This is a genomic window from Extibacter muris, assembly GCF_004345005.1.
Taxonomy (GTDB): Bacteria; Bacillota; Clostridia; order Lachnospirales; family Lachnospiraceae; genus Extibacter; species Extibacter muris.
The window spans coordinates 62,734-89,597 of sequence record NZ_SMMX01000008.1 but is presented as its reverse complement, the minus strand read 5'-3'; the positions used below and the strand labels follow the sequence as shown (position 1 = coordinate 89,597).

At 51.5% G+C, this 26,864-nt stretch carries 24 protein-coding genes; 3 read left to right on the top strand and 21 right to left on the bottom strand.

Annotation, left to right across the window (positions count from 1 at the left end; translation table 11 throughout):
* Positions 1 to 11: 11 nt before the first annotated feature.
* Positions 12 to 971 carry a carbohydrate kinase family protein gene (locus tag E1963_RS11040; RefSeq protein WP_132277937.1) on the bottom strand — a complete coding sequence of 320 codons (960 nt, stop codon included), beginning with the start codon at positions 969 to 971 and terminating at the stop codon, positions 12 to 14.
* 169 nt (positions 972 to 1,140) lie between these two features.
* On the opposite strand from E1963_RS11040, the gene E1963_RS11035 reads away from it, so the two are divergent.
* Entirely contained in the window at positions 1,141 to 1,416 is a 276-nt protein-coding gene (locus E1963_RS11035) for a DUF1294 domain-containing protein (protein WP_132277935.1), read from the top strand.
* On the opposite strand, the gene xylB is transcribed toward E1963_RS11035, so the two are convergent.
* From xylB to rho, 15 genes are all read right to left on the bottom strand, one after another.
* Positions 1,376 to 2,836, bottom strand: a complete 1,461-nt coding sequence (xylB, locus tag E1963_RS11030; protein WP_132277933.1) for a xylulokinase — start codon at positions 2,834 to 2,836, stop codon at positions 1,376 to 1,378. The genes E1963_RS11035 and xylB overlap by 41 nt on opposite strands.
* A gap of 4 nt (positions 2,837 to 2,840) precedes the next feature.
* Entirely contained in the window at positions 2,841 to 4,325 is a 1,485-nt protein-coding gene (locus E1963_RS11025; protein WP_132277931.1) for an L-fucose/L-arabinose isomerase family protein, read from the bottom strand.
* Positions 4,326 to 4,358: 33 nt separating this feature from the next.
* Complete coding sequence (locus E1963_RS11020) at positions 4,359 to 4,976, bottom strand: DUF4867 family protein (protein WP_132277929.1); 618 nt, start codon at positions 4,974 to 4,976, stop codon at positions 4,359 to 4,361.
* Positions 4,977 to 5,196: 220 nt separating this feature from the next.
* Positions 5,197 to 6,021, bottom strand: a complete 825-nt coding sequence (locus tag E1963_RS11015; protein ID WP_132277927.1) for an AraC family transcriptional regulator — start codon at positions 6,019 to 6,021, stop codon at positions 5,197 to 5,199.
* A gap of 9 nt (positions 6,022 to 6,030) precedes the next feature.
* The gene (locus E1963_RS11010; RefSeq protein ID WP_066574150.1) at positions 6,031 to 6,543 is read right to left on the bottom strand and encodes a COG2426 family protein; all 513 of its coding nucleotides are present in this window, start codon (positions 6,541 to 6,543) and stop codon (positions 6,031 to 6,033) included.
* 11 nt (positions 6,544 to 6,554) lie between these two features.
* Positions 6,555 to 7,610, bottom strand: coding sequence for a histidinol-phosphate transaminase (gene hisC, locus E1963_RS11005; RefSeq protein WP_132277925.1), 1,056 nt, complete (start codon positions 7,608 to 7,610; stop codon positions 6,555 to 6,557).
* A gap of 21 nt (positions 7,611 to 7,631) precedes the next feature.
* A complete protein-coding gene (locus E1963_RS11000; RefSeq protein ID WP_132277923.1) occupies positions 7,632 to 8,822 on the bottom strand; it encodes a pyridoxal phosphate-dependent aminotransferase in 1,191 nt (396 codons plus the stop codon).
* A gap of 15 nt (positions 8,823 to 8,837) precedes the next feature.
* Positions 8,838 to 9,746, bottom strand: a complete 909-nt coding sequence (locus E1963_RS10995; RefSeq protein WP_132277921.1) for a DUF2156 domain-containing protein — start codon at positions 9,744 to 9,746, stop codon at positions 8,838 to 8,840.
* A gap of 40 nt (positions 9,747 to 9,786) precedes the next feature.
* Complete coding sequence (locus tag E1963_RS10990; protein WP_243117685.1) at positions 9,787 to 11,745, bottom strand: bifunctional metallophosphatase/5'-nucleotidase; 1,959 nt, start codon at positions 11,743 to 11,745, stop codon at positions 9,787 to 9,789.
* A 24-nt stretch (positions 11,746 to 11,769) separates the two neighbouring features.
* Complete coding sequence (locus E1963_RS10985) at positions 11,770 to 13,206, bottom strand: ABC transporter ATP-binding protein (protein WP_132277919.1); 1,437 nt, start codon at positions 13,204 to 13,206, stop codon at positions 11,770 to 11,772.
* A gap of 6 nt (positions 13,207 to 13,212) precedes the next feature.
* On the bottom strand, positions 13,213 to 14,286 hold the full coding sequence (gene prfA, locus E1963_RS10980; RefSeq protein ID WP_132277917.1) for a peptide chain release factor 1: 1,074 nt from the start codon (positions 14,284 to 14,286) through the stop codon (positions 13,213 to 13,215).
* A gap of 30 nt (positions 14,287 to 14,316) precedes the next feature.
* Positions 14,317 to 15,225: a peptide chain release factor N(5)-glutamine methyltransferase gene (prmC, locus tag E1963_RS10975; protein ID WP_132277915.1), complete on the bottom strand. Its 909-nt coding sequence runs from the start codon at positions 15,223 to 15,225 to the stop codon at positions 14,317 to 14,319.
* The gene (locus tag E1963_RS10970; RefSeq protein WP_132277913.1) at positions 15,188 to 16,123 is read right to left on the bottom strand and encodes a DUF1385 domain-containing protein; all 936 of its coding nucleotides are present in this window, start codon (positions 16,121 to 16,123) and stop codon (positions 15,188 to 15,190) included. Before E1963_RS10970 ends, prmC begins: the two co-directional genes overlap by 38 nt.
* Positions 16,124 to 16,193: 70 nt before the next feature.
* On the bottom strand, positions 16,194 to 16,397 hold the full coding sequence (gene rpmE, locus E1963_RS10965) for a 50S ribosomal protein L31 (protein ID WP_066574102.1): 204 nt from the start codon (positions 16,395 to 16,397) through the stop codon (positions 16,194 to 16,196).
* 102 nt (positions 16,398 to 16,499) lie between these two features.
* Entirely contained in the window at positions 16,500 to 17,837 is a 1,338-nt protein-coding gene (gene rho, locus E1963_RS10960) for a transcription termination factor Rho (RefSeq protein WP_132278070.1), read from the bottom strand.
* Positions 17,838 to 18,076: 239 nt separating this feature from the next.
* Between rho and mnmL the strand changes: the two genes are divergently transcribed.
* Together mnmL and E1963_RS10950 are read left to right on the top strand one after the other, a co-directional pair.
* The gene (gene mnmL / locus E1963_RS10955) at positions 18,077 to 19,000 is read left to right on the top strand and encodes a tRNA modification radical SAM protein MnmL/YtqA (RefSeq protein ID WP_132277911.1); all 924 of its coding nucleotides are present in this window, start codon (positions 18,077 to 18,079) and stop codon (positions 18,998 to 19,000) included.
* Positions 19,001 to 19,002: 2 nt separating this feature from the next.
* The gene (locus E1963_RS10950; protein ID WP_132277909.1) at positions 19,003 to 19,515 is read left to right on the top strand and encodes a DUF4364 family protein; all 513 of its coding nucleotides are present in this window, start codon (positions 19,003 to 19,005) and stop codon (positions 19,513 to 19,515) included.
* Positions 19,516 to 19,549: 34 nt separating this feature from the next.
* Here E1963_RS10950 and hemW read toward each other — a convergent pair whose 3' ends face one another.
* The 5 genes from hemW to E1963_RS10925 all read right to left on the bottom strand — a co-directional run bounded on the left by hemW (position 19,550) and on the right by E1963_RS10925 (position 26,858).
* Positions 19,550 to 20,653 carry a radical SAM family heme chaperone HemW gene (gene hemW, locus E1963_RS10945; RefSeq protein WP_132277907.1) on the bottom strand — a complete coding sequence of 368 codons (1,104 nt, stop codon included), beginning with the start codon at positions 20,651 to 20,653 and terminating at the stop codon, positions 19,550 to 19,552.
* Positions 20,654 to 22,468, bottom strand: coding sequence for a translation elongation factor 4 (lepA, locus tag E1963_RS10940; RefSeq protein ID WP_132277905.1), 1,815 nt, complete (start codon positions 22,466 to 22,468; stop codon positions 20,654 to 20,656).
* A gap of 89 nt (positions 22,469 to 22,557) precedes the next feature.
* Entirely contained in the window at positions 22,558 to 23,538 is a 981-nt protein-coding gene (holA, locus tag E1963_RS10935) for a DNA polymerase III subunit delta (protein ID WP_132277903.1), read from the bottom strand.
* Positions 23,539 to 23,543: 5 nt separating this feature from the next.
* On the bottom strand, positions 23,544 to 24,557 hold the full coding sequence (locus tag E1963_RS10930) for an alpha-hydroxy-acid oxidizing protein (protein ID WP_132277901.1): 1,014 nt from the start codon (positions 24,555 to 24,557) through the stop codon (positions 23,544 to 23,546).
* A gap of 75 nt (positions 24,558 to 24,632) precedes the next feature.
* Positions 24,633 to 26,858, bottom strand: coding sequence for a DNA internalization-related competence protein ComEC/Rec2 (locus E1963_RS10925; protein WP_262200453.1), 2,226 nt, complete (start codon positions 26,856 to 26,858; stop codon positions 24,633 to 24,635).
* Between the last annotated feature and the right edge of the window lie 6 nt (positions 26,859 to 26,864).

Below are 26,864 nucleotides of genomic sequence, written 5' to 3'. Positions count from 1 at the left end.
CCTTCGCAATTTTACTTGTGTATCAATGCCTCGATATCCGCAGGCTCCGGCATGGAACGGATAGCGCCCTTCTTCATCGTGATAAGGGCGGCGCCTGCATTGGCATATGTAAGGATATTGCCGAGCTGGCTCTCCGTCAGCATATCCAGTCCATAATCCAGTATTCCCCCGATGCTCAGGCCACAGAACGTATCCCCGGCCCCTGTCGTCTCTATCGCCTTGACGCTGAATCCTTTGCGTTCCACGCGGGTACCTTTATAGTATGCCCTGCTTCCGTCTTTTCCCATCGTGAGGAAGATAAGCGGAATCTTATATTTTTCCTTCAGATATAGTATGCCTTCATCATAGTCTTCTTTTCCTGACACGAACTGAATCTCATTATCTGATATCTTCAGTATGTCACAATACTGGAATCCAAATTCCATAGCTTTCTTCGCATCGTCAAGAGAATCCCAGAGCGGCGGGCGCAGATTCGGATCGAACGATATGAGGCATCCTGCCTCCTTGGCTACGTCAAGCGCTTTCTTTGTCGCGCTCTTCACCGGTTCGTCCGTCATGGAAAGCGTCCCAAAATGAAATACCCTCGACTGGCGGATCAGGTCATAATCCACTTCCTCTTCCGTCAGCATCATATCTGCCCCCGGCTTCCTGTAAAAGGAGAACTCGCGGTCTCCGTCAGGAAATGTATGTACGAAGGCCAGCGTCGTGTGAATCTGTTCATCCAGGATAAGCCCCTTGGTCTCTATCCCAAGACCGTCTATCGTATCCTTCAGGAGGCGTCCGAACTGGTCCTGCCCCACTTTTCCGATAAAGGCTGTCTTTTTGCCCGTCTTGTTCAGCATGGCCAGTACATTGCACGGCGCTCCCCCAGGACATGCCTCAAACATATTATTCCCCTGGCTGCTCTGTCCATTCAGCGTAAAATCAATCAGCATCTCGCCAAGTGCCGTCACATCATATATCTTATCCATAAACTCTGCTCCTTATTTCCGATATTTTGTTTCAGCCCTGCGGGCCCTGTGTACCAGATAATTCTATCATAACCGGATCTGATTTTCCACAGGTAACTTGCATCTATTTGCGCCTACACATTGCAGGGACCATATCTATATGTTAAAATGCGCCTTGGAGGACACGATTATGACATATGTATTATTTTATCTTATATGTGTAAATATGCTAGCATTCACGCTCTTTGGAATGGACAAGTCAAGAGCCGTCCGTCGGCAATGGCGCATTCCGGAGAAAACGCTGCTGCTCGCCGCTCTTATCGGAGGCAGCCTGGGCGCAGAAGCGGGCATGCTCTGTTTTCGTCACAAAACAAAGCACGCCCGCTTCCGTATCGGCATTCCTGCCGTCATTATCGTACAGCTTCTTATTGGTATAGGCCTTTCACTGTCGGATATATCTTTTTGAACCGGCTGTACTTCTCTTCGTACTTCTCAACCAGATCCGGCTCAGGCTCCACCGTGTCTACCACTCTTACAATCTTACGCGCGATCGTCTCTACATCCGGGTACTCCCCGCATCCGACCGCCGCCAGCATGGCACCGCCGAGTGCCGGCCCTTCTTCGCTCTCTATCACATCCACCTTCATATTCATGACATTGGCTATGATCTTCTTCCAGAGAGGACTCTTTGCACCTCCGCCGCATATCTTCGTACGCTCTATATTGACGCCGAGGCTTCTCGCCACTTCAAGCGAATCACGGAGTCCGAATGCCACTCCTTCGAGCACTGCCTGCGTCATATCTTCTCTCGTCGTGTCCATAGACATGCCGATGAACATGGCCCTTGCTCTCGGATCATTGTGAGGGGAACGCTCTCCCATCAGATAAGGCAGATAGAAGACGTTGTTCTCGCCAAGCGCACGGATCCCTTCCTGCTCTGCAGCGTAATCCTTGGTCTTCAGTATATCTTCCGCCCACCATTTATTACAGGAGGCCGCACTCAGCATACATCCCATGAGATGGTAGTTCCCGTCCGCATGTGCGAAGGAATGCAGCGCGTTATGCTCGTCCACGCCGAACTTCCTGCTTGATATGAATATCGTTCCGGATGTGCCGAGAGAGATGTTGCACATGCCGTCTCCTACTGTTCCTGTACCGACTGCCGCGGCCGCGTTGTCTCCTGCACCGGCTATCACCTTGACTTCAGCGCGCAGCCCAAGCTCTTCTGCCACTTCCTTCCTTAAGGTGCCCACAACTTCATAGCTCTCATAGAGCTTTGGAAGCTGCTCTTCACTTATCCCGCACACGTTAAGCATCTCAGCCGACCAGCGGCGGTTCTCCACGTCCATGAGCAGCATGCCCGACGCATCCGACACATCCGTGCAGAAAGAGCCGGACAGCTTGTATGCGAGATAATCTTTCGGCAACATGATCTTCGCAATCTTCTCAAAGTTCTCCGGCTCATGCTTTTTCATCCAGAGAATCTTAGGGGCGGTAAATCCCGCAAACGCGATATTTGCCGTATACTCCGACAGCTTGTCCTTACCGATGACCTCGTTCAGGTAATCCGTCTCTTCCCCTGTCCTGCCATCGTTCCAGAGAATCGCAGGTCGAATGACGTGGTCGCTGCCATCCAGTGCCACCAGGCCATGCATCTGTCCGCCGAAGCTGATGCCCGCTACCTCTCCTCTGTCGAACCCTTCCGTCAGCTCTTTGATCCCTTCTACCGACTTTTCAAACCAGTCTTCCGGATGCTGCTCGGACCAGCCCGGATGCGGGAAAAACAGCGGGTACTCTTTGGATACGATATTCTTTATATTTCCTTCTTCATCCATCAGCAGAAGCTTTACTGCCGATGTTCCCAAATCAACTCCTATGTACAACATGACGCTACCTCCATGGATTTTCTGTAGGATATCTCACTCCGGCCGGCTGGTTATAGCCAATCTCCTCCACCGGAACACCTATATATTTGAACACTTCAAAAAGTGCCTTCCCGTAATGGCCGAATGCCACGGCCCCGTGGTGCGGATAGCCTCCCTCGATCAGTACGTGGCGGTAGAACCGCCCCATCTCCGGGATGGCAAATACGCCTACGCCGCCAAATGACCTTGTCGCCACCGGCAGTACCTCGCCGTGCGCGATATAAGCCCGAAGTATATTGTCAGCCGTGCTCTGCAGGCGGTAGAACGTAATCTCTCCGGGTATGATGTCCCCTTCCAGCGTCCCCTGCGTCACTTCTTCCGGAAGGGTCCTAGCCATAATCATCTGATACTTCATCTCACAGAAGGACAGCTTGCCGGCAGCCGTATTGCCGCAGTGGAACCCCATGAACGTATCCTGGAGGCTGTAGTCATACTTCCCTTTTATCTCCTGCTCGTACATATCCTTCGGCACCGTATTGTTGATATCCAGAAGCGTCACCGTGTCTCCACTCACCACCGTACCTATGAATTCGCTCAGGGCACCGTAGATGTCCACCTCGCACGATACCGGGATGCCCTGGGCCGTCAGGCGGCTGTTGACATAACATGGGACGAAACCGAACTGTGTCTGGAATGCGGGCCAGCATTTACCGGCGATGGCGACGTATTTACGATATCCCCGGTGCTCTTCCACCCAGTCTTTCAGCGTCAGCTCATACTGCGCCAGCTTATTCAGTATCTCCGGCTTCTTATTGCCTGCGCCAAGTTCCGCTTCCATCTCCTTTGCGACGGCGGGGATCCTCTCATCCCCGGCATGTCTGTGAAATGCTTCGAACAGATCAAGCTCCGAATTCTCCTCAATCTCCACGCCCATATTGTAGAGCTGTTTGATAGGTGAATTGCAGGCCAGAAAATTCAGCGGACGGGGACCGAAGCTGATGATCTTCAGGCTGCTCAGTCCGACAAGGGCCTTAGCGATCGGAACGAACTCGTGGATCATGTCCGCACAGTCGGATGCATCCCCTACCGGATATTCCGGGATGTATGCCTGCACATTCCTAAGCTTCAGGTTGTAGCTGGCGTTCAGCATGCCGCAGTAGGCATCCCCTCTTCCCTGCACGAGATTATCTCCTGTCTCTTCCGCAGCGGCGATAAACATCTTCGGTCCCTCAAAGTGCCTGGCGAGCAGCGTCTCTGATATCTCCGGGCCAAAATTGCCGAGATATACGACCAGCGCGTTGCAGCCTGCTTGCTTTACATCTTCCAGCGCCTGCACCATATGGATCTCGCTCTCTACGATACAGACCGGACATTCGTAGATGCCTTCCTCTCCGTACTTTTCCGTGTAGGCTTTCATCAGATTCTGCCTTCTTGTCACCGACAGGCTTTCCGGGAAACAGTCGCGGCTTACGGCTACGACCCCGATTTTTACTTCTGGCATGTTGTTCATGTTTTTGAATCCTCCTTGTTGATAAATTGTTATCTATACAGTGATATTGGTTCCTTTCAGTCCACAGAAAGCACCTTCTATCTCCGCTTCACTGTGGGCGATCAGCCATTTGTTCCTCGCGGCCAGGAGCTTGCCTTCCCCCTCCTTGGATACGAGGAAGTCCAGCTCCGTATTCGTACCTTTCGGCAGTATCACGACACACCGGAACCCGCTGCCGGACGCCGTGCACGGCGCATAATGCAGCGTAGTCGCGTATACTTCTATCACGGTACCCGCAGGTACGAAAAATGCTTCTGCCTTTGAAGTGTCATACGTGTAGTCATCCTCCAGGTCCTGCTGCCTGCCGAGCAGAAGGATCAGATCCGTAACAGCGATGTTGATCTCTGACGACCGGTGGTATTCCAGCGCATTGAGCGCGTGGTTGCTGCCGTTGCAGTAGCCCACCTGTATGGGAAGCCCTCCGTATGCCATATCCCGGAAGCATTCTGCTGCCGGAAGCGCCTCCAGCTCTTCCACAGACGGCACATAGATGACACCGTCCGTGGGAAGCGGCGTATGCTCCATCTCCTTTCGCAGCCTGCATACGTCATATTCCGCCATCACATGGCCGTATGCTTTAAAAGATTCATCGTTTACATTTTTTATTTCCATATCGCACCCTCCGAAAACGGTATTGTTATATAATGAATTATAACAATTTTTATATGTTGCTACGACCAATTATTTGGCTTGTTTATGGTCTTTTTTTGCCTTTTTCCGCATGCACGCCTATATCCACTTTTTCGTACGGGAGCCAGACCACATACCTACGTAAAAACAAAACGAGCTGGCATGTTACTGCCAGCATCGGTGGTCCACTTAATACGGTAAATCAAGCCTTATATTCTTTTCGGAATTCGCTCGGGAGCATCCCGTATTTCTTCTGGAAGACCTTTGAGAACGCCTTGCTGTTAGGGAAGCCGTTCTGTATGGCTATCTCTCCGATAGCCTGTTCCGTATTGACGAGGTCTTTGTAGGCATGCTCCAGCCTCAGGTTGTCCAGGTATGTCTTATAGTTCATCCTCGCATATTTCTGGAACATTCTGGACAGGTATGTCGGGGAATAGCCGAACGTCTGCGACAGGCTGTCAAGAGACAGGTCCCTGGCGTAATTGTCCTTCATATATGCTGTTATCGTGGAGAGCTTGTTCAGTTTCCTGTTGTGCTTCACCATCTCGCCGTCCACGTCCGTCTCTCTATACTTCGTGACCATGAGGTAGATGAGCATGTAGAACTGGCTCTGCACCTTCAATTCATAGCCGCATTTCTTTTTCGCGTATGTCCCGTACATATCCCCGATGAGCTTCATGACTTCCTCGTCCTGCAGCCTTGAACTGTGGGAAAAATAGATGAACCGTTCCTCTGTATAATACTTCTCAAAAGTAGAGAGCGGAATCTGGAGCACGATCGTCATATTCTTCTTCGGAGAGTGTATGGAGTGTATCTCATTAGAATTTACGAGCATAAATTCTCCCGGCTTCAGGGAATACCTCAGCTCATTGACATAGAATTCCAGCTCCCCCTCAAAAAGCGCGAAAATCTCTATGGAACGGTGCCAGTGCTTCTCACGCATGTAGTTGCCGTTCCTACCTTCAAAAACAAACATCTTAAACGGGATATCATCGTTTGGCATGATGATTTCATGAGAATACTCCATAATCTCCTCCTATCCTAGCAGGCTTACACCTCCGAGCAGCACATAGCTGATAAACCACATTATGACGGTAGCTACACATATTCCTAATATGATTGCCGGAAATGCCTTTTTAAACTTCACACCAAGCAGCGATGCGATAAGGGCACCCGTCCACGCCCCGGTTCCCGGAAGCGGAATCCCGACAAACAGCACGAGTCCCCAGAATTCATATTTCTCAATCTTATCGCTTTTGCTCATCGCTTTTGCCTCCAGCTTATCCACCATCGGCTTGAACTTCTTCGTCCCCTTCATCCAGTTGAATATCGGAGTGATCAGCCAGAGGATGAACGGCACCGGTATGATATTTCCGATAATACAGAGCGGTATTGCCGTGGCAACCGGAACCCCGAGCAGAGGGCCTGCCACAAGAAGGGCCCCTCTCAGCTCCAGGATCGGTATCATGGATATGATAAATACGATCGCTTCTTTTCCCATGCTGCCGCCTAACGCATCAATAATATTCTGTACTAATGTTTCTGTCATATCGTTCTCCCTTATCTATTCATATATTGTCTGAAAAATGCAAACAGCGCTTCCATCTCTTCCCTTGTGCCGACGCTGATCCTCATATACTGCTCTATCCGGGCGGTCCCCCAGTAACGGACATAGATGCCATTGGCTTTCAGCTCCTCAAACAGCTTCTTGGCATCATATTCCGGGTGCATGGCAAAGATGAAGTTGGCACTGGAATCCAGAAAACAAAAGCCAAGCTTCGCAAGCTCCTGCTTCGACCATTCTCTCGTCTCCACGATTCTGCGGATTCCTTCTTCAAAATATGCCCTGTTCTTCACAGCCTCCACGCCGCAGACGAGGGATGTCTCGTTCATGGTGTAGGAGTTGAAGGAGTATTTGGCATCGTTGAGATACTTGATGAGCAGCGGGCTGCCGATGGCGTATCCGATACGCATGCCGGCCATGGACCGCGCCTTTGAGAAGGTCTGCACCACGAGAAGATTATCATACTTGTCAGTCAGTTCCAGCGCAGACCTGCCTGCAAAATCAATGTACGCCTCATCCACGATGACAACTGCATCTTTATTGTGCGCGATGATATCCTCTACGGCATCCAGTTCCTCATAAAGGGCCGTAGGTGCATTTGGGTTCGGGAAGATGACGCCCCCGTTCTCTTTATAATAGTCTTCCTTCACGATGCGAAAATCATCATCCAGCTTCTGGCACTCATATGGAATCCTGTACAGTTCAGCCCACACCTTATAAAAGGAATACGTGATATCCGGAAACAAGACGGGCTTATCAGAATTGAAAAACGTCAGGAAGCACATGGCCAGGACATCATCGGATCCAACCCCGACGAAGACCTGGTCCTTACCTACTTTATAATAATCTGCCAGCGCCCCAACCAGCACGTCTGCCGCCGGATCCGGATAAAGGCGCAGCCGGTCCGTGTCCATCTCCCGCAGCGCTTTCGTGACACCGGGCGCCGGAGGGTATGGATTCTCATTCGTATTCAGCTTGATTACCTTGTGCCGCGGCTGCTCTCCCGGAACATAGGGTTCTACTTTACGGATATTCTGTTCGAATGCTTTCATATGTATTCATCCTCTTTATCATCAGGCAAAATATTCTGCCGCCAGCTCCCTGAACTTAGGCAGCGAGTTTACTATCGTCTCGTGAGACACGCAGTATGCCAGCCTCACATATCCCGGGCAGGCAAACGAGCTGCCCGGCACGATGAGTATATTATACTTCTTCGCCGCTGCACAGAACGCCTTCTCATCCTCCACCGGCGACTTTACGAACAGATAGAATGCACCTTCCGGCTTGATGCATTCAAATCCGCATTCCTTCAGTCCGTTATACAGCGTCTCCCTGTTCCTGTCGTAGAAAGATATATCCGTCTTCTCCCCGAGGCATTTTGCCACTACCTTCTGCTGCAGCGTCGGGGCATTGACAAATCCGAGTATGCGGGTGGCGACATTGGCCGCAGCCTGCACTTCTTCACTGTCTCTCACCTCATCCGGTATGACGAGGTAGCCGATTCTCTCCCCGGGAAGGGACAACGACTTGCTGTATGAATAGCCGACGATCGTATTGTCATAATATTTCGTAAGATATGGGACTTCCGCCCCGTCATATACAAGCTCACGGTATGGCTCATCCGATATGAGATAGATATCTGTGCCATATTCCGTCTGCTTTGCCTCCATGATGGCCGCCAGCTTTTTAATCGTGCCCTCGGAGTATACGACACCGGTAGGATTATTCGGCGTATTTACGATCACCGCTTTCGTCTTATGTGTAATCTTCTGTTCAAATTCATCCAGCTTTGGCTGGAAATCCTCCGTATTGGGCGATATTTCGACCATGACCCCGTCATAATTGTTCGTGTAGGAACGGTATTCCCCAAAATACGGGGCAAATGCAATCACCTCGTCTCCCGGATTGAGCAGAGTCTTCAGGATGACATTCATCCCTCCCGCGGCGCCTACCGTCATCACGATATTCTTCTCTGTAACATGAGTCCCAAACCTTTCATTCAGCGATGCCGCAACTGCGGCCCGTACATCCGCATATCCGCTGTTGCTGTTCGTATATCCGTGCAGGGCGACCGGGTCATCTTCGTCGAGCAGCTCCTTGATTGCCGTCTTCACCGCCTCCGGCGCCGGCACGTTCGGATTGCCGAGGCTGAAATCATAGACATTTTCTGCCCCGTAGATGCCTGCCAGACGGTTGCCTTCTTCAAACATCGCGCGGATTGCCGAACTGTTTGCCACCATATTTTTCATCTTCTCTGCTATCATTATGCTCCTTCTCCTTTACCTGTCTTTTTCTGTAACGAATCCCTTTTCCACCATAAATACCGGACGATAGGACAATTTTGCCTTCCTGAGTCCCTCGGAACCGGTGTCTTCTTCTCTGTTCACATACTTATAATCCTTACATTCATGCTCGACGAACTGCTGGTTTATCATCGGATAGGCTCCCTGGATGTCTGCAAAAGCCTTCTCGATATGCACGACAAAGGTGTCGGAACAGACCGGTTCGCCGATGGTGAACGCGATGATGTTCCCGTCTACCCTGAGCAGCCCTCCGGTGAGCTCCAGCTCCTCGAACAGACGGAGGGAGTTCAATGTGACACACATCTCAGAGTTCTTGTCCGGGTCATCTTCACATCCATTCTGGTTCCTCCACTTCAGCGCCATCTGGAAGCAATCTTCCACGTTATCCCGCGTAATCGGCTCATAGCTCCATCGGTCCCCGTACATATTTTTAAACTTGTTGATATGGTTGCGTTTTCCGTGGAGCTTCTTGCCCGACAGCGTGGCCAGCTTCTCAGATTCATAGACATAGTCCGCATCTGCCTCGCTGTACTCTATCTGGAAGCGGTCCGGATACCATTCTGCAAGCTGCGCAAAATTATCTGGCGTCACGTTATAGAGCGAGAACAAAACTCCACGTTCCCGGCTGTACTCCATGAGCACTTCCAGTGCATTCTTCACATCTTCAGGCTCTCCGGCCGGATAGGCGTACGATATGCCGCCTTCCCGTTCGCTCTTAAACACAAGCGCATTTTCCACGACCGCAAATTCCACTCCGTAGTGCTTCGCCCACAGATATACATTTACAAAAGTCCGCTCGCAGCTGCGGCTCGTGTGATGGTTGAAGTAATGGGATATCAGTTCCTTATCCTCAAGCTGCGGACGTTTAAAGTTAATTTCTATCATAATTTCCCTTCTTTTCTTCTGTCTGCAATTTCATATTTTTTTAGTATATCATATTTTTCTTCTTTTTTCTTCTTTTAATTATGAATCGCACAACCAATACTATGATTAGGATGAGGCATATAGCTGCTCCATATACGATAAAAGCGAATTTGTTCGGCTGCTTTACAAGCTCGATAATATTCTTGCTGTCAACCTCTTCCTTGCGTCCTTCTGGCCGGCCGTAGCTCTGGGGAATCTGGGAGATGCCCTCCCCGCTCTTGTCAAAGGATTCCAGATATCTGGCGAGCGCGTACCATTCTTTCAGCTCCGCACCGTTTTTATCATGGATGATGTGCTGCTCAAAGTCTTTGATTTCGACACCGTCTTTGTCTTTCGGCGTAATCTTCAGAAGGCCTTTGGACGTATCCTCCACCGCTCCCAGCATCTGGGCGGAATATAATCCCGCCACCACCCGGTACAGCCTGTCGTCCTTAAGCTCCTGTGCTTTCTTTTCATTGGACGGGGCCAGATCGTCGTACAAGGCTGCCTCCGTCACCCGGTTCAGCATCATGCGGTTCGGGTTATATGTCCAGTGGAGGCCGCTCGGATAGAGCTGTGCCGTCGTCATGATCGGAGACACCGACACGTCAATCTCCGCCGCCGTCTTAAGTTCAGCGCCGGTCAGGTACACGCTTACAAGCGGATAGCCCGGAATGCGGTCGGCTCCGATTCCAAGCGAACAGACGTTAAAGGCGTCCGAGACAGTCAGGGCCCCTATCTGCAGCGTATCCCTGATGGTCCCGGAAGGGACGACCGCCACGTCCACTTTGTCGTAATCTGCACCCTCCGCCTGCTCTACGGCATATACATATGCATCTGCGATGATGCTTCCAAGCGGGTCTTCCTCTACCTCCAGCGCGAACCGGTCCATCTGCGTAAATGCGACGCTGTTGTCTGCGAGCACTTGGTCGAATGTATAGTCGAACCTGCTCAGGTATTCTTCGTTAACAAGCTTTTTATATATGTCCAGTTCCTCGTTGACCTTTTCATCCGGCGAGACAGATTCGTCCAGATGATGCAGCGTATACTCGTCAAGGTTCCACCGGCCGTCCTCAGTAGGCGTCATCTTCAGATCCCCGAGGTATTCCCCGTAGCAGCCTGCAGATACGATGTACGTGTCGCCGCTCTTGATATGCTTGTCAAGCTTCGTGTGTGTATGGGCGCTCACGATGACATCGATTTCAGGCACTTTCTTTGCGAGTATCTCGTCTTCTGACTTGTCTTCCTCTTCATTCGTGCCGCTGTGGGAGAGGCAGACGATCATGTCGGCCCCTTCCTTTTCCAGCTCTTTCACAACCTCTTCGGAAGCCTCTACGATAGGTTCAAATTCCAGCCCGCTCTCCGGGGCACAGGCCTCCGCGTCTTCGCCGAGTACCCCGAACACTCCGATCCGCACGCCCTCTCTTTCCACGATTGCATAAGGAGTGCTGCCGTAGTCCTCCAGCGCGTCACGGATAAGCCTGTTGTCTTCCGTATCGTTCTTCTCCCAGTCAATATTGGCAGTCACAAACTTAGGAAGCACGATGGACGGATCATCGCCGGCATTCTCGAGCGCACTGTGGAACATATGGGAGATTCCCTCGCTCCGATAGTCAAATTCGTGGTTTCCGAATGTAGTGGCATCATAGCCGAGACGCCCAAGCATGGTCAGCTCTGCGGCCTCCGTCTCGTAGACGGTCTGGTAGAGCGTTCCCATTGAAAAGTCGCCGCCGTCAAACACAAAGGTGGCCGGATTGCTTCCCCGCTCTTCATCCAGCAGCGTCTTAAGTCGTGCAAATCCTCCTACCTTGCCGTCCGCATTCCTGAATTCATCCAGGTGGGAGTGTATATCGTGTGTAAACAATACTGTCACTTCATCTGCGCTGCTTTTGTCATCTTTTGCCAGCACCGAGCCGACGCACAATATACAGAGCATCATGACCGTCAGCATGGCCTGGCGCAATCTCCTTCTAATCATCATAACCTTCTCCTCCCCATCTTTCTCTTAGCAGCCAGCATGCCGCATCCTGTGCCGTCCGCCGTAACATAAAGCTTCGTATGTTCCCTTTTCTGCAAGGAGTTCTTCGTGCGTACCCTGTTCTGCGATTCCTTCTTCTGTCAGCACGAGTATCCTCTGTGCGTTCTGGATCGTCGTCAGGCGGTGGGCAATGACAAACGTAGTCCTGTCCTTCGCGAGACCTTCCAGAGACTGTTGTACCATTTGCTCACTCTCATTGTCCAGTGCCGAGGTAGCCTCGTCAAAGATAAGTATAGGCAGATTCTTGAGAAATACCCGCGCGATGGACAGCCGTTGCTTCTGGCCGCCTGAGAGTTTCACGCCCCGTTGTCCGATATCTGTGTCATAACCTTCCGGAAAGCTCATGATGAATGCATGGGCGTTGGCGTTCTTCGCCGCCCGCACCACGTCAAGCTCCACCTTAAGGCTGATATGGTTCAGCACTTTCTCGTCATTATCTTCATAGTGGAAGGAGACATCACAGAACGTAATCTCTCCTTTCAGCTTCTCCACATGTACGGCATCCTCTTTATCTGCAATGTCGGGTGCTATGGACAGGATCTCAAGGAAGCGTTCAAAGCCTGTGTATCCATTCTGGAACTGTTCTGCCGAATTGACCAGCTTCTTCACCGGCTCTGTAAAGTTATTGATATATAGAAGAAATGTAATCAGGTCCGACACGTTGACGCTTCCGACAGTCAGATAGCTGCCCCCGGCTACGAGCACACCGACGGTTACCAGCGTAGTCAGCGCGTTCAGCCCGGAATGATACATGCCCATGTAGCGGTAGCTCGTCTTTTTGGCTTCTACGAAGTTATTATTGCCCCGATTGAACTTTTTCATCTCTTCTTTTTCATTCGCAAAAGATTTTACGACTCTGTTGTTGTAGTAGACGGCGAACAGCAGCATGGCGGGTACAAATGCGAATGCGACGATCGTAAGCCTGGCATTAATATTCACAAGTATGATGAAAGAACCGGCAATTTTGATGATGGAGATAAGCACATCTTCAGGCCCGTGATGCAGAAGTTCGCTGATATCGAACAGGTCGCCCGTAATCCTGGACAGGAGATGCCCTACCTTCTGGTTATCGTAAAAGGCAAAGGTAAGCTTCTGGTAATGGCCGAATATATGGCTGCGCATATCGTCTTCAATCCTGGCTCCCATCATATGCCCAAAGTAAGCAATATAATAATTGCACCCGAACTCAAGGAGTACAAGTGCAATCATGACCGCTCCCAGCATGAGTATCGCCTGTCTCGCCTCAGGGGGCTCATAATATACGGTCTGATTGGTTATATATCTCACAATCAGCGGTATTACGAGCGTCACCCCTGCACCGAGAACGGCAAAAAACAAATCACTGTAGAACAGCAGCTTATATGGTTTATAGTATGCGATTAATTTTTTTAATTTCTCTTTCATCTTACTCTATTCATCCTGAAGATTGCTCAGCTTCGCCGCCTGATCGGCAGCAATCAGGCTGTCGATCACTTCATCCAGGTCTCCGTTCAGCACAGAGTCCAGTTTGTGCAGCGTCAGCTTGATCCTGTGGTCCGTCACGCGCCCCTGCGGGAAATTGTAGGTGCGTATCTTCTCAGACCGGTCTCCTGTACCAATCTGGCTTCTCCTCGCCTCTGCCTCCGACGCCTGCTTCTTCTCCATCTCCAGGTCATAGAGCTTGGAGCGCAGCAGGCGGAATGCCTTTTCCTTATTCTGGAGCTGGGACTTCTCTGTCTGGCTGTAGATGACGATTCCTGTCGGGTAGTGCGTAAGCCGTACCGCCGAGTCTGTCGTATTGACGCACTGTCCGCCGTTGCCGGAGGCGCGCATCACGTCGATACGGATATCCTTCTCATCGATGACGACATCGACCTCTTCCGCCTCCGGCATGATGGCCACCGTTACCGTAGACGTATGGATGCGCCCTCCGCTCTCTGTCTCCGGCACGCGCTGGACGCGATGGACGCCGCTTTCGTATTTGAGCCTGGAATATGCCCCCTGTCCGGTTATCATGAACACGACTTCCTTGAAGCCTCCGATGCCATTTTCGCTGATGGAGATGATCTCCGTCTTCCATCTGCGGCCCTCCGCGTAATGTACATACATGCGGTATATCTCTGCCGCAAAAAGGGCTGCCTCGTCTCCGCCGGCCCCTGCCCGGATTTCAACCATGACATTCTTATCATCGTTCGGGTCTTTCGGAAGCAGGAGGATCTTCAGCTCGTGCTCCAGCTCCTCCACCCTTGTCTTGGATTCGTTCAGCTCTTCCTTGGCAAGATCGCGCATCTCTTCATCGGATTCTTCCTCCAGCATGAGCAGACTGTCTTCAATGGCCTGCCTGCAGGCCTTATATTCTTTATATGCTTCCACAATCGGGGTCAGGTCATTCTGCTCTTTCATAAGCCTGCGGAACCGCTCCTGGTTGTTCACCACATCCGGTTCCTGCAGCTCGCTCATGAGTTCTTCATAGCGAATGAGCAGATCCTCTAATTTGTCAAACATAATTCTTCCTCCTCGATTTTCCATACACCATTATAGTCCCGTGTATGTTCTATTGTAACTGCCGCCCACGACACGGTCAAGACCTGCCAGGTCCTTTTTCACAAAGACGCCGTGGTAGCCGGCCTGCTCCAGCAGGGCGCATACATCTTCCGCCTGGTCATGCCCGGTCTCGAACAGAAGATGGCCCCCCTCCGTGATATGGGCAGTGCTTTCTGCCGTTATCCTCCTGTAATAATGCAGGCCGTCGTCCCTTCCGTCCAGCGCGATATACGGGTCATGGCACTGCACTTCCGGCTGGAGCTTCTTTATCTCCTGCGTCCGTATATAAGGAGGGTTCGATACGATGAGGTCGTATTTCCCCTCTGCGTTCTCAAACAAATCTCCACGGCAGAACCTGAAGCCGCCTGCCTCCTCTTCCGTCCCTCTGCCGCCGAGCAGCCGCCGGGCGTTGCGCTCCGCCACCTGAAGCGCCTCCTGCGATATATCCGTCCCTGTGCCATAAAGCCCTGCTATGTGCCGCCTTTCACGCCCGGCTTTGAGCAGGCTGATAAGGATACATCCCGAACCGGTGCACATATCAAGTATGCGCATCCCGGGAGCCAGCATCCCCAGCGCTTCTTCCACAAGCAGCTCCGTATCCTGCCGGGGTATGAGCACATGCCCGTTCACGTAGAACGGGTATCCCATGAATTCCTGTTCCCCTGTAATATGCTGGAGCGGTATCCTCCGTGCCCTGCGCCTGACATACGCGAAATAGGCCTCTTCCTGCTCTACATCAAGCTCCAGGTCCGGGTGGGCATAATAAGCTGCTCTTGTGATGCCCGAGACATGCTCGAGCAGATGCCACGCATCGAGCCCTGCCTCCTCAACACCGGCGTCCTCCAGAAGCCGGACTCCCTCCTTATATATCTTCTGTGCGTTGGAAATTCTCTGCTTCATATGTTCTCCAGTCAAATACAGCTTCTACCGCTTGTATCGCCACTTCAATCATACTGTCGTCCGGCTCTTTTGTCGTAAGCTTCTGTATTGCCAGGCCGGGCCTGCTCAGCAGATTGATGAGCGGATTCTCGCTTCGGCCGGCCAGCTTCAGTATCTCATAAGAGATACCCGCGATAACAGGGATGAGCGCAATCCTGATGACAATCCGCATCAGCGGTGATTCGACCTGGATGATGAGCAGCAGTATGATGCTGATTGCAAGCACGAAGAAGAGGAAGCTCGTCCCACATCTCTTATGCTGCCTTGAACTCTTCCTGACATTTTCCACATTCAGCGGAAGCCCGTGTTCGATGCAGTTGATGCATTTGTGCTCTGCACCATGGTACATGAATGTGCGCTGTATATCGTCCATCCTTGAGATGAGGAGCACATATGCGATAAATATACCGATACGCACAAATCCCTCGATGACTGTTCTGACATGGTAAGACGGAACGACCGGCTTCAGCAGCCCTGACAGAAAGTATGGAAGCACCATGAACACAGCTATCGCGATTACGACAGAAAAGGCCACGGTCCCTCCCATCAGCAGCTTATCCTGCTTCTCTTTCTTTGCAGACTCTGCCTCTGACAGCGGCTTTTCCTCTTCCTCTTCTTCAAAGAAGTCTGCCGAGTACATCAGCGTCTTTATCCCAAGCACCATGGAATCTATAAAGTTGAAAATCCCGCGTACAAAAGGGATCCGCGTCAGCGCTTTCCACTTGATAATGCTGCTGTAGGTATCTTTCTGCACGATGATATCCCCATCCGGTTTCCTGACCGCCACTGCGTAATCATCTTTGTTCTTCATCATGATACCTTCCAGAACGGCCTGCCCTCCGATATTTGATGACTTCATATCTTCCCCTTTCGATGCCTATATACAGAAAGGGTTGAGATTAAACAACCTCAACCCGCTACTTGTATGACTATTTGTCCATTCCGTATTTTTTGTTAAACTTGTCAACACGGCCACGGGCCTGTGCGGCTTTCTGCTGTCCTGTATAGAACGGATGGCATTTGGAACAGATTTCAACGTGGATATCTTCATTGGTAGATCCTGTCACGAATGTATTGCCACAGTTGCAAGTTACCGTTGCCTGATGATATGTTGGATGGATTCCTTCTTTCATGATTTTCACCTCTTCTTTATTTTACTCACGCGCGGTGCGCGTCTAATAATGTTCAATATCTCTAAACAGCTTTGTTATTGTATCATATTACAAAGCACTTGTCTAGATTATTTTTGTCTTTTTTACCATTTGTATTAGTTCATTATTGCTCTTGGTCCTCGTGAACATGTTAAGTATATTGTCGACCGCTTCTTCCGCACGCATTCCGTTCAACGCGCGTCTCATGGAGTCAACCGCCTCCTGTTCTTCCCTGGACAGCAGCAGGTCTTCTCTTCTCGTACCGGACTTCGGAATATCGATGGCCGGGAATACCCTGCGTTCGGAAAGCTTTCTGTCCAGCACAAGCTCCATATTGCCGGTTCCTTTGAATTCTTCATATACGACGTCGTCCATCTTGCTTCCCGTATCCACGAGAGCTGTGGCAAGAATCGTAAGGCTGCCGCCTTCCCGCATATTCCTGGCCGCACCAAAGAAACGCTTCGGCATATGCAGCGCGGCCGGGTCCAGACCACCGGAAAGCGTCCTGCCTGATGGCGGTACAGTCAGGTTGTAAGCACGGGCCAGCCTAGTGATGCTGTCGAGCAGTATCATGACGTCCTTCTTGTGCTCTACAAGGCGCTTCGCCCGTTCAATCACCATCTCCGACACGCGCTTATGGTGGTCGGGCAGCTCATCGAACGTCGAATAGATGACTTCTACATTTTCCCCTTCGATTGCTTCTTTAATATCTGTAACTTCCTCCGGCCGTTCATCGATAAGAAGGATAAGCAGGTGAATCTCAGGATCATTCTTCCTTACCGACAGCGCCACCTGCTTAAGCAGGGTTGTCTTACCGGCTTTCGGCGGCGATACTATCATCCCCCTCTGCCCTTTCCCTATCGGGGACAGCAGATCTACAATCCTCATGGCAGTACTTGTCTTGCCGCATTCCAGGCGGAGCCTCTCATCCGGGAAGATTGGCGTCATATCTTCAAAATTAGCCCGGCGCAGCACGCGCATCGGCTCCATGCCGTTAATCCTGCTCAGATAGAGCAGTGCACTGAACTTTTCCTGCTGAGTCTTGATCCGCGTATTTCCTTCCAGTATATCCCCTGTCTTCAGATTGAACTTCCGAATCTGCGAAGGTGAGACATATACATCGTTATCTCCCGGCAGGTAGTTGTCACTTCTTATGAACCCATAACCGTCCGGAAGCACTTCCAGGATTCCGTGGGCGGTAACCCCGCTGTCCAGCTTGTCAATGTCATGCGCTTCCTTGTCGCCTGTGTTGGCAGACATCTCCTTGACACTTTCCCTCTCCGCTTTCTTCTCCTTTTCATCTTCCGCCAGCATAAGCTCTATCAGCTCTGCCTTCTTCATTGTTGAGATTCCCTTTAATCCTCTTGCCTTTGCCAGGTCTTTCAACGTCGCAAGCGGCAGGGATTCATACTTTTCTTTCATCATAATTGTCTGTCCTTTCCGTTATTAAATCTTTGACATTCACTGTGGGAGTCATGGTCTGAAACGACCAGCCTGAAATAATTAATATTTATTGGACATATTATACACCATCTTCCAGAAAATAGAAAGTCCTTTTTGCAAAAACATGAATTTTTCTAAACGCGTATATACTTGTCAACCGGACATATCAATGATATATTAAGTAAGTAAATATTCAGAAAAAGGCGGCTGAATCTGTCATGGCTGTATACTGGGGCGAAAAGAGATATCATTCTCTTGATTATTTTCTAAAGAATACGTACGGGGAAAAACTATATAAGATTGCCCTGGATGCAGGCATGACGTGTCCGAACCGTGACGGCACTCTCGGAACCCGTGGCTGCATCTTCTGCAGCGAAGGCGGCTCGGGCGACTTTGCCTCGGACAGGAGGCTTACGATTACGCAGCAGATCGAGTCCGGCAAAAAGCGGACTGCGGGGAAATACGCCGGTGGTTCTTATATCGCATATTACCAGGCCTATACGAATACGTATGCCCCACTTCCCTATCTGAAGCAGATATTCACAGAGGCGGCGCAGCACCCGGACATCCGTGTCATATCGATCGCCACGAGGCCCGACTGTCTTGATCTAGATACCGTAACGCTGCTTGCAGACATCAACCGCATCAAGCCCGTATGGGTAGAGCTGGGACTTCAGACGATACATGAGAATACTGCTGCGTCTATCGGGCGCGGATACCCTCTGCCGGTCTTTGACGCCGCCGTCTCCATGCTGAAGGACGCACAGATCGATGTCATCGTCCATACGATACTGGCCCTTCCGGGAGAGGATCTTTCCATGATGCTGGAGACGATGCATTATCTGAACGGCGCCCGTATCCAGGGGATCAAGCTCCAGCTTCTTCACGTCCTGAAAGGAACGGCGCTGGCCGAGGTCTATGAAGCCCATCCGTTCTGGATTCCTTCCATGAAAGAATATTTCTATCTGCTCGGCAGGTGCATCGGCAGCTTAAGTCCGGATATCGTCATCCACCGGCTTACAGGAGACGGGCCCAGGCAGCTGCTCATAGCGCCCGGCTGGACAGTCAGCAAGCGACTTGTATTGAACCAGATGCACGCATATCTGAAAGCGCAGGACATCTGGCAGGGAAAGGAGTTATAACTATGGCAGAGCCATTTACACTATATAAACTGATCATCCTCTACATGCTGAAAAAAGTAGACTTTCCTCTAACCAATTCACAGATATCCGAATTCGTGCTGGACGAAGGCTATACGACTTACTTCAAGCTCCAGCAGGCCATATCGGAACTGATCTCCTCCGGCTTTGTCAGGGAAGAGTCCACACACAGCAGGACATTCTACCATCTGACGGCGGAAGGCGATGAGACGATCTGCTACTTTAAAAACGACATATCCCCCGCGATACAGCACGATATCGATACGTTTCTGAAGGAAAAGCAGTATGAATTGAAGAATGAGGTCGCGGTCAAATCAGACTACTACCAGAATTCCAATATGGAATACTCTGTCCGATGCCAGGTGTTCGAGCAGGGAGCCCCGCTCATCGACCTAACCCTTACCGTGCCGACCGAATCCGAGGCGGAGACGATAGCGAACAACTGGATGAAGAAGAATCCGCAGATATATGCATTTATCATGGAACATCTTCTATAAGATTACGCCGGCTCCGGATGTCATGCCGGAGCTGTCATTCCTCTTCACCGAGCAGGAATGCGCTCATGACATAATTGCTTATATCCGTGCCCTTGTCTGTAAGCCTGACGGCATCCTCTTCTATCTCCAGAAGCCCCTTCTGTCCCATATCCGCCATCACTTTTCCGAACACGCTCTCCATGCTCTTGTCAAAGTATGTCCGGAAGGCTTCTCTCGATACCCCTTCCGTCTTTCTAAGTCCCAGGAACATGAATTCCTCCATCTGTTCCCTTTCGGACAGCTTCACCGGCTCCTCTCCCTCCGCAAAACGGTATCCCTGAAGCAATGACGCTGCTCCCGTGCCGATTCCAAGATACTCGGCACGGTCCCAGTACCCGAGATTGTGCCTGCACTCATAACCTGGCCTGGCATAATTGGATATCTCATATCTGTGATAACCGTATTCTTCCAGTATCGTCCGGGTATGCATATACATCTGCCTCTCCTCTTCTTCCGTAGGGAGCTCCTTCGCCCGCTTTCCATTGCCGTATCTGTCAAAGAACGGCGTCCCTTCCTCGATGATGAGGTTGTACGCCGAGATATGCTCCGGTCCAAGTTCCGCCGTCCTTATCAGTGTCGTATCCCAGCTATCCACGCTCTGGAACGGAATCGCAGACATCAGGTCTACATTGATATTGGCAAATCCCGCCTTACGTGCCATCTCATACGTATGCAGGAAATCCCCATACGTATGGATCCTGCCAAGCATCTTAAGCTCGCTGTCGTCCGTTGACTGCAGGCCGATGCTGAGGCGGTTGATGCCGGCATGCCGGAGCGTTCTGAGCTTTTCTTTCGTGACCGTCCCCGGATTCATCTCCATGGATATCTCCGCGCCTGCGTCTACCGGGAATGTCCCGCGTACCGCGTCCATAATATCGAGTATCTGTGCCCCTTCCAGCACAGAAGGGGTTCCGCCTCCTATAAAGACAGTCGCAACATGATAAGCCTCTGCCAGTTCTCCGTAGGAACGGATCTTCCGGCAAAGGCCTGTCACATAATCCTGCCGCTCCTCTATCGTAGAAGGAGCTGACAGGAAATCACAATATCTGCATTTTCTGATACAAAACGGTATATGAATATATAATTCTAATGGTCTCATCTATTTATCATCCAATTTCAACACGCTCATAAATGCTTTCTGCGGTATCTCTACATTGCCCACCTGCCGCATCCGCTTCTTGCCTTCCTTCTGCTTTTCAAGAAGCTTACGCTTTCGGCTGATATCTCCGCCGTAGCACTTGGCAAGCACGTCTTTGCGCATTGCTTTGACGGTTTCTCTTGCTATTATCTTGCTTCCGATGGCTGCCTGGATCGGAATCTCAAAGAGCTGTCTGGGTATCTCTTCCTTGAGCTTCTCACACATCTTACGGCCCCGCTCATATGCGGTATCCGCATGTACGATAAAGGACAGGGCATCTACCTCTTCTTTGTTGATCAGTATATCCAGCTTCACGAGCTCTGAGCGCTCATACCCTGCCATCTCGTAGTCAAAGGATGCATATCCTCTTGACCTTGACTTCAGCGCGTCAAAGAAATCATAGATGATCTCATTCAGCGGAAGATGATAGCGGAGCACCGCTCTCGTCTCTTCGATATATTCCATGCCGTCATACACGCCGCGCCGCTCCTGGCACAGATCCATAATGGCGCCGATAAACTCTGATGTCACCATAATCTCCGCCTTCACGACCGGCTCTTCCATATATTCTATCTCAGACGGGTCCGGCAGATTGGACGGATTCGTAAGCTGTATCATATCTCCGTTCGTCTTATACACGTTATAGATAACGCCCGGTGCCGTCGTAACGAGATCCAGGTTATATTCCCGCTCCAGCCTCTCCTGGATAATCTCCAGATGCAGCAGCCCGAGGAATCCGCACCGGTAGCCGAAGCCAAGAGCGACAGATGTCTCCGGCTCAAACTGGAGCGAGGCATCGTTAAGCTGCAGCTTCTCAAGCGCGTCTCTGAGATCCGGGTATTTGGCACCGTCTGCAGGATACATGCCGCAGTATACCATAGGATTGACCTTCTTATATCCCGGGAGCGGTTCGCTGCAAGGCTGCTTGGCATTCGTAATCGTGTCGCCGACACGGGTATCCTTCACGTTCTTAAGGCTTGCCGTGATATATCCGACCATCCCGGCGCTGAGCTTTTCACACGGAATGAACTGCCCTGCTCCAAAGTATCCTGTCTCGACTACTTCCGCAGACGCACCGGTAGCCATCATCTTAATCGGAGTCCCTTTCCTGACCGTGCCTTCCTTTATGCGGCAGAATACGATGACACCTTTATAAGAATCATAGACCGAATCAAAGATGAGCGCCTGCAGCGGGGCTTCTGGATCTCCTCCGGGGGCGGGGATCTTCTCCACTATCTGTTCCAGCACTTCCTCCACGTGATAACCGGTCTTGGCCGATATCTGGGGGGCATCTTCCGCCTCTATCCCGATGACGTCTTCTATCTCTTCTATTACCCTGGCAGGATCTGCGCTCGGCAGGTCCACCTTGTTGATTACCGGCATGACATCCAGATCATGGTCCAGTGCCAGATATACATTGGCCAGCGTCTGTGCCTCCACCCCCTGTGCCGCATCCACTACGAGGATTGCACCGTCGCAGGCGGCCAGGCTTCTGGACACTTCATAGTTGAAATCTACATGTCCGGGCGTATCGATGAGGTTGAATATATATTCCTCGCCGTCACCTGCCTTATATACGATACGCACGGCCTGTGCCTTGATCGTGATACCGCGCTCTCTCTCCAGTTCCATGTTGTCCAGCACCTGTGACTGCATCTCACGGCTCGTGAGCAGCCCTGTCTTTTCTATAATACGGTCTGCCAGCGTCGATTTACCGTGATCTATATGTGCTATGATACAAAAATTGCGAATTTTACTCTGTTCTACTTCTGCCACTTATATCGTTCCTTCCGCTATATTCTTTCATCCATGTGCATGTCGCACCTGCCGGCAATGGACGTACTTCGCCGGCTGAGGGTAGTATATCACGCGGCACTGTACTTTACAATGAAAAGTTCAACGCTCATCACATCGTTCAGACGGCCGGTCTTCACCATCTCTTCCGTATCTGCGGCGTCCTCCATGATTCTCTTAAGCTCCTGCCCTGCAAATGTACGGCACTGGCTGATGTACTTGCCGGCCACAAATGGATGAAGTCCGGCTGTCTTGGCAATCTGAGCCTTGTCAAATCCTCTTCTTTGAAGGTCCTTTACCTCGTACAGCAGCTTGAACTGACGGGACAGCAGATAGAGGATCCGCATCGGAGGCTCCTTCAGCGCAAGCAGATCGTAATAATAATCCAGCGCCTTTTTCTGCTGCTTCGCCGCCACCGCTTCTACCATGTCAAATATTTTTTTAGTAATCTGCGTCGTACATACGGCATCGATATCAGCGGCTGTTATCTCATCTCTGTCGATGGCATAGCAGAACAGCTTTTCCAGCTCCCTGTCCAGATTCTCCATATCCGTGCCTGTCTTTGATATGAGATACCGGACGGTAGATTCTTTGATCTGCTTCCCTTCTCTCTTCACGCTGCCGCCGACCCACAGGATGAGCGTCTTCTCATCCTGGCGTCCCATCTCCACGGCACGCCCTTTGTCCTTTACAGCCTTGAACATCCTGCTCCTCTTGTCTGTCTCTGACTCGATAAACAGGAAGCATGCGGTTTCCGGCATCGCTTTGATATAATCTGCCAGTTCCGGCGCGGCGTTCTTAAAGAACCCGGAGTTCTCCACGACTATCAGCCGCCGTTCTGCGAAAAACGGCATCGTCTCAGCCAGATCGATGAGCTCGGAAATGTGAATCCCTTTCCCTTCATAATAGGCGTAATTCACCGTGTCCCCATCCGGGAGCATGGCACGGGTCAGCTTATCTTTATACTGCTTTTTCAGATAAGCTTCCTCTCCGTACAGCAGGTACACCTGCTTCAATTGTCCTGTCCTGATATCTTCATTCAAACTCTTCATATAGCTTAACGCACCATATCCCTTGTAATCTCGTTGAGGCTGTGGGCACCGCACATCGCCATCGTATCAGAGAGCTCTGCTGCGAGCTTTGCCGTATATGCAGCCACGCCTTCTGCTCCGCCTCCATACACAGCAGTGACAAACGGCCTTCCGATAAGCACTGCGTCCGCACCGAGCGCAAGCGCCTTGAACACATCTGCTCCGGAACGGATTCCGCCGTCTACAAATACTTTCATATCTCCGCCTGCTGCCGCCGCAATCTCCTCCAGCACCTCTGCCGTTGCCGGACACTGGTCGAGGACACGTCCGCCATGGTTGGACACTACGATAGCCGCCGCCCCGGCTTCTTTTGCTTTCAGGGCGCCTTTTACGGTCATCACTCCCTTGATGATGAACGGCACGCCCGCCTCCGCCACGATCTCTTTCAGCTCTTCCACGGATTTGCTGCCCGCCGGAGGTGTCAGATTCTTGAGGAACGGCAGTCCGGCCGCGTCGATGTCCATCGCTGCCGCAAATGGACCTGCCTCTTTCACAAGCGCAAATTTCTCTTTCAGTGTATTAATATCCCACGGTTTTATCGTCGGTATTCCTCTCCCGTCCTTCTGTCCGATGGCTTTCGTTGCCGCCGCCATGACATCCGGGTTCGTGCCGTCGCCGGTAAAAGCCGCGATGCCCGCGTCCGCACAGGCCGACACGAGGATATCATTGTATCCCAGATCGTCATATTTATCTCCGTAATGGAGCTTCATCGCGCCAATCGGCGCTGCGAATACCGGATACTTGAACGTCTTGCCAAACACTTCAAATGACATATCCACCGGCTTATTATCGCAGATCGTGTCCATGTTTACACACAATTCCTGCCATTTCTCATAATTCCGGATTGCTACCGTACCGCTTCCCTTGGCTCCTGGCCCGGGCACTTTATTCGTGCACGCCTTCCCGTTACAGACCGGACAGGCTTTACAGTGTTCTCCCATACATGTTCTGGCATTTGCCAATACTTCCTCATACGTCATGATGATTACCTCGCTTTACTATTTTTATCCTGTATTTCAGTATACTGAATTTTGGACTTTAATTCAACCGTTTCCTTATGGACCGGCCCCTTCTGCAAATGCCGATATGCTCATACGGCTGCCGTCCGTCCACACGGTGACGGCCCCATCCGACGGCGTGCAGAACAGCCTGCAGCCAATGTCCTCAAGCCGCTTGGCCGTATCTCTATGGGGATGTCCGTACCGGTTGTCTCTTCCAGCGGAAATCAGGCCATAGGCCGGCCTCGTTGCTTCCAGAAATTCCGCTGATGTCGAATTCTTCGACCCGTGGTGCGCCACTTTCAGCACTTCCAGGATACCGTCAAAGCCATCTGTCCGCCAGGCTTCCTTTGCCTCATCCACAGCGGCAGTCAGCGCAGCTTCGCCCTCCCCTTCCACATCGCCGGTAAGCAGCATATCAAAACGGCCATATCTGACCCATACGGCCATCGAAGCCGCATTGCCAGGCTCCCCGCGGTATGCCCCGCCCGGATGCAGGCAGTACAGCGACAGGCCGCCGTCCTGTATGTGCTGCCCCTCTTCCATGATGAACACCTTTATCCCGTTATCCCTTGCAAGTGCCGCCAGTTCCGTCAGGCTGTCATCCCACACCTCTTCCCGGGGCAGCACGAGATGTCCGATCGGGATGCCAAGCGGACCTCTGTCTATCATCTCACGGATGGCATTCATATGGTCGCTGTCGCCGTGGGAGATGAAGGCATAGTCGATACGGCCGGTGCCTTTATACTTCAGAAAAGGTTCGATACGGTACTTTCCCGCCTGACGCACGTCGCTGCTCCCGCCGTCGAAGAGATACGTCCTGCCTGACGGTGCCTTCATATAGATTCCATCCCCCTGTCCGACATCCAGCATCGTAACTTCCAGCTGCCCTTCCCTGCCGCATGTTCCTGGTATAAGTATGAACAGCGCGACAGCATATGTAATTCCAGTTATAATCATATACTTTGCTATACATTTTTTTCTTGTGCCTGCATTCCGTCTGATCTTGTAACGGCCCCACATCAGAAGGAGGGCAGACAGCAGGATATAATAGCATACGACGGAGGCAGCGGACGGACGGCCAGTGATGATCCTGGCCGCAGGAAGTTCTACTGCTGTCCGGCAGAGCCATTCATAAAAGGTGAGCAGGGCTCTGCACAGGCTCAGAGCTGCCTCCCCCGGCCAGGGCAGGACCAGTGCGGCCACACTGCCGGCCAGTCCCAGCAGCAGCAGCGCCGGCATGAGGGGGATTACGAACAGGTTGAGCAGGATACTGTAAAGCGGATATTCATAGAAGTAATAGAGAAGGACCGGCAGAATGGACAGATTGATGCTGACGCTTGCCCAAAGTCCCTGGGCCGGCAGCTTTCTGAACAGCGGAAGGACAGCCGCCACGCCAAAGACAGCCCCGAAGGACAGCCAGAATCCGCCGTCGTACAGGTACAGAGGCCTCCAGAGAAGCACGATGCATGCAGCCGCTGCAAGTGCTGTCGCCGTATCGTAACGTCTTCCTGCCATATCGGCGCCAATCCGAAACAGGAACATGACTGCCGCACGCACGGCCGACACGGATATCCCTGTCATCAGGATATAGGCGAAGAGAAACAGTATGCCGCACATTCCGCCGGCGGCGTAGGAACCGCACAGACGCCGGCAGAGCCGGTACATGCCGATTCCTATGATGGATAGATGCAGCCCGGATATGGCCAGTATATGGCCGATGCCGTTCATCTGATACAGCTCTTTTACCGCCGGGTCTATATCGGCCTTGTCTCCGAGCATGATGCCGCAAAGCAGGGCGCCTTGCCCTTCCCCCATGAAATCATATAAGACAGCCTTCCATTTCTGCCGGAAAGAAAAGATGCCATCTCTCACCTTCCAGACACGGCCTGAGGTGACTATGACGCTTTCACTCCACATGCAGGCATGGATCCCCTGCTTTTCATAGTACTGCTTTTCATTGAAATTCCCCGGATTGCGCGGTTCCTCGTAGAATCTGACGTTACCCTCCGCCGTAATCTGGTTTCCTGTTTTAACTTCTTGTATGGATTTATCATAAACGATGAATTTTGACTCCTTCAGCTGCTGCTTCCGGAACTTGATAGAATTATGTTTCAGATATAAGACTTGATAGTCAGATTTTATTTCTCTGGCGTATACCTGTCCCGTAACCAGGACAGTATCGCCAGAGACGGCCTGCTGCATGAGCGCCGTCGTCTCCAGCTCTTTAACGAACCGGCTCCCGCCCAGCCAGACCGCCGCCGCCAGCAGGACGGCAAGCAGAAGGCA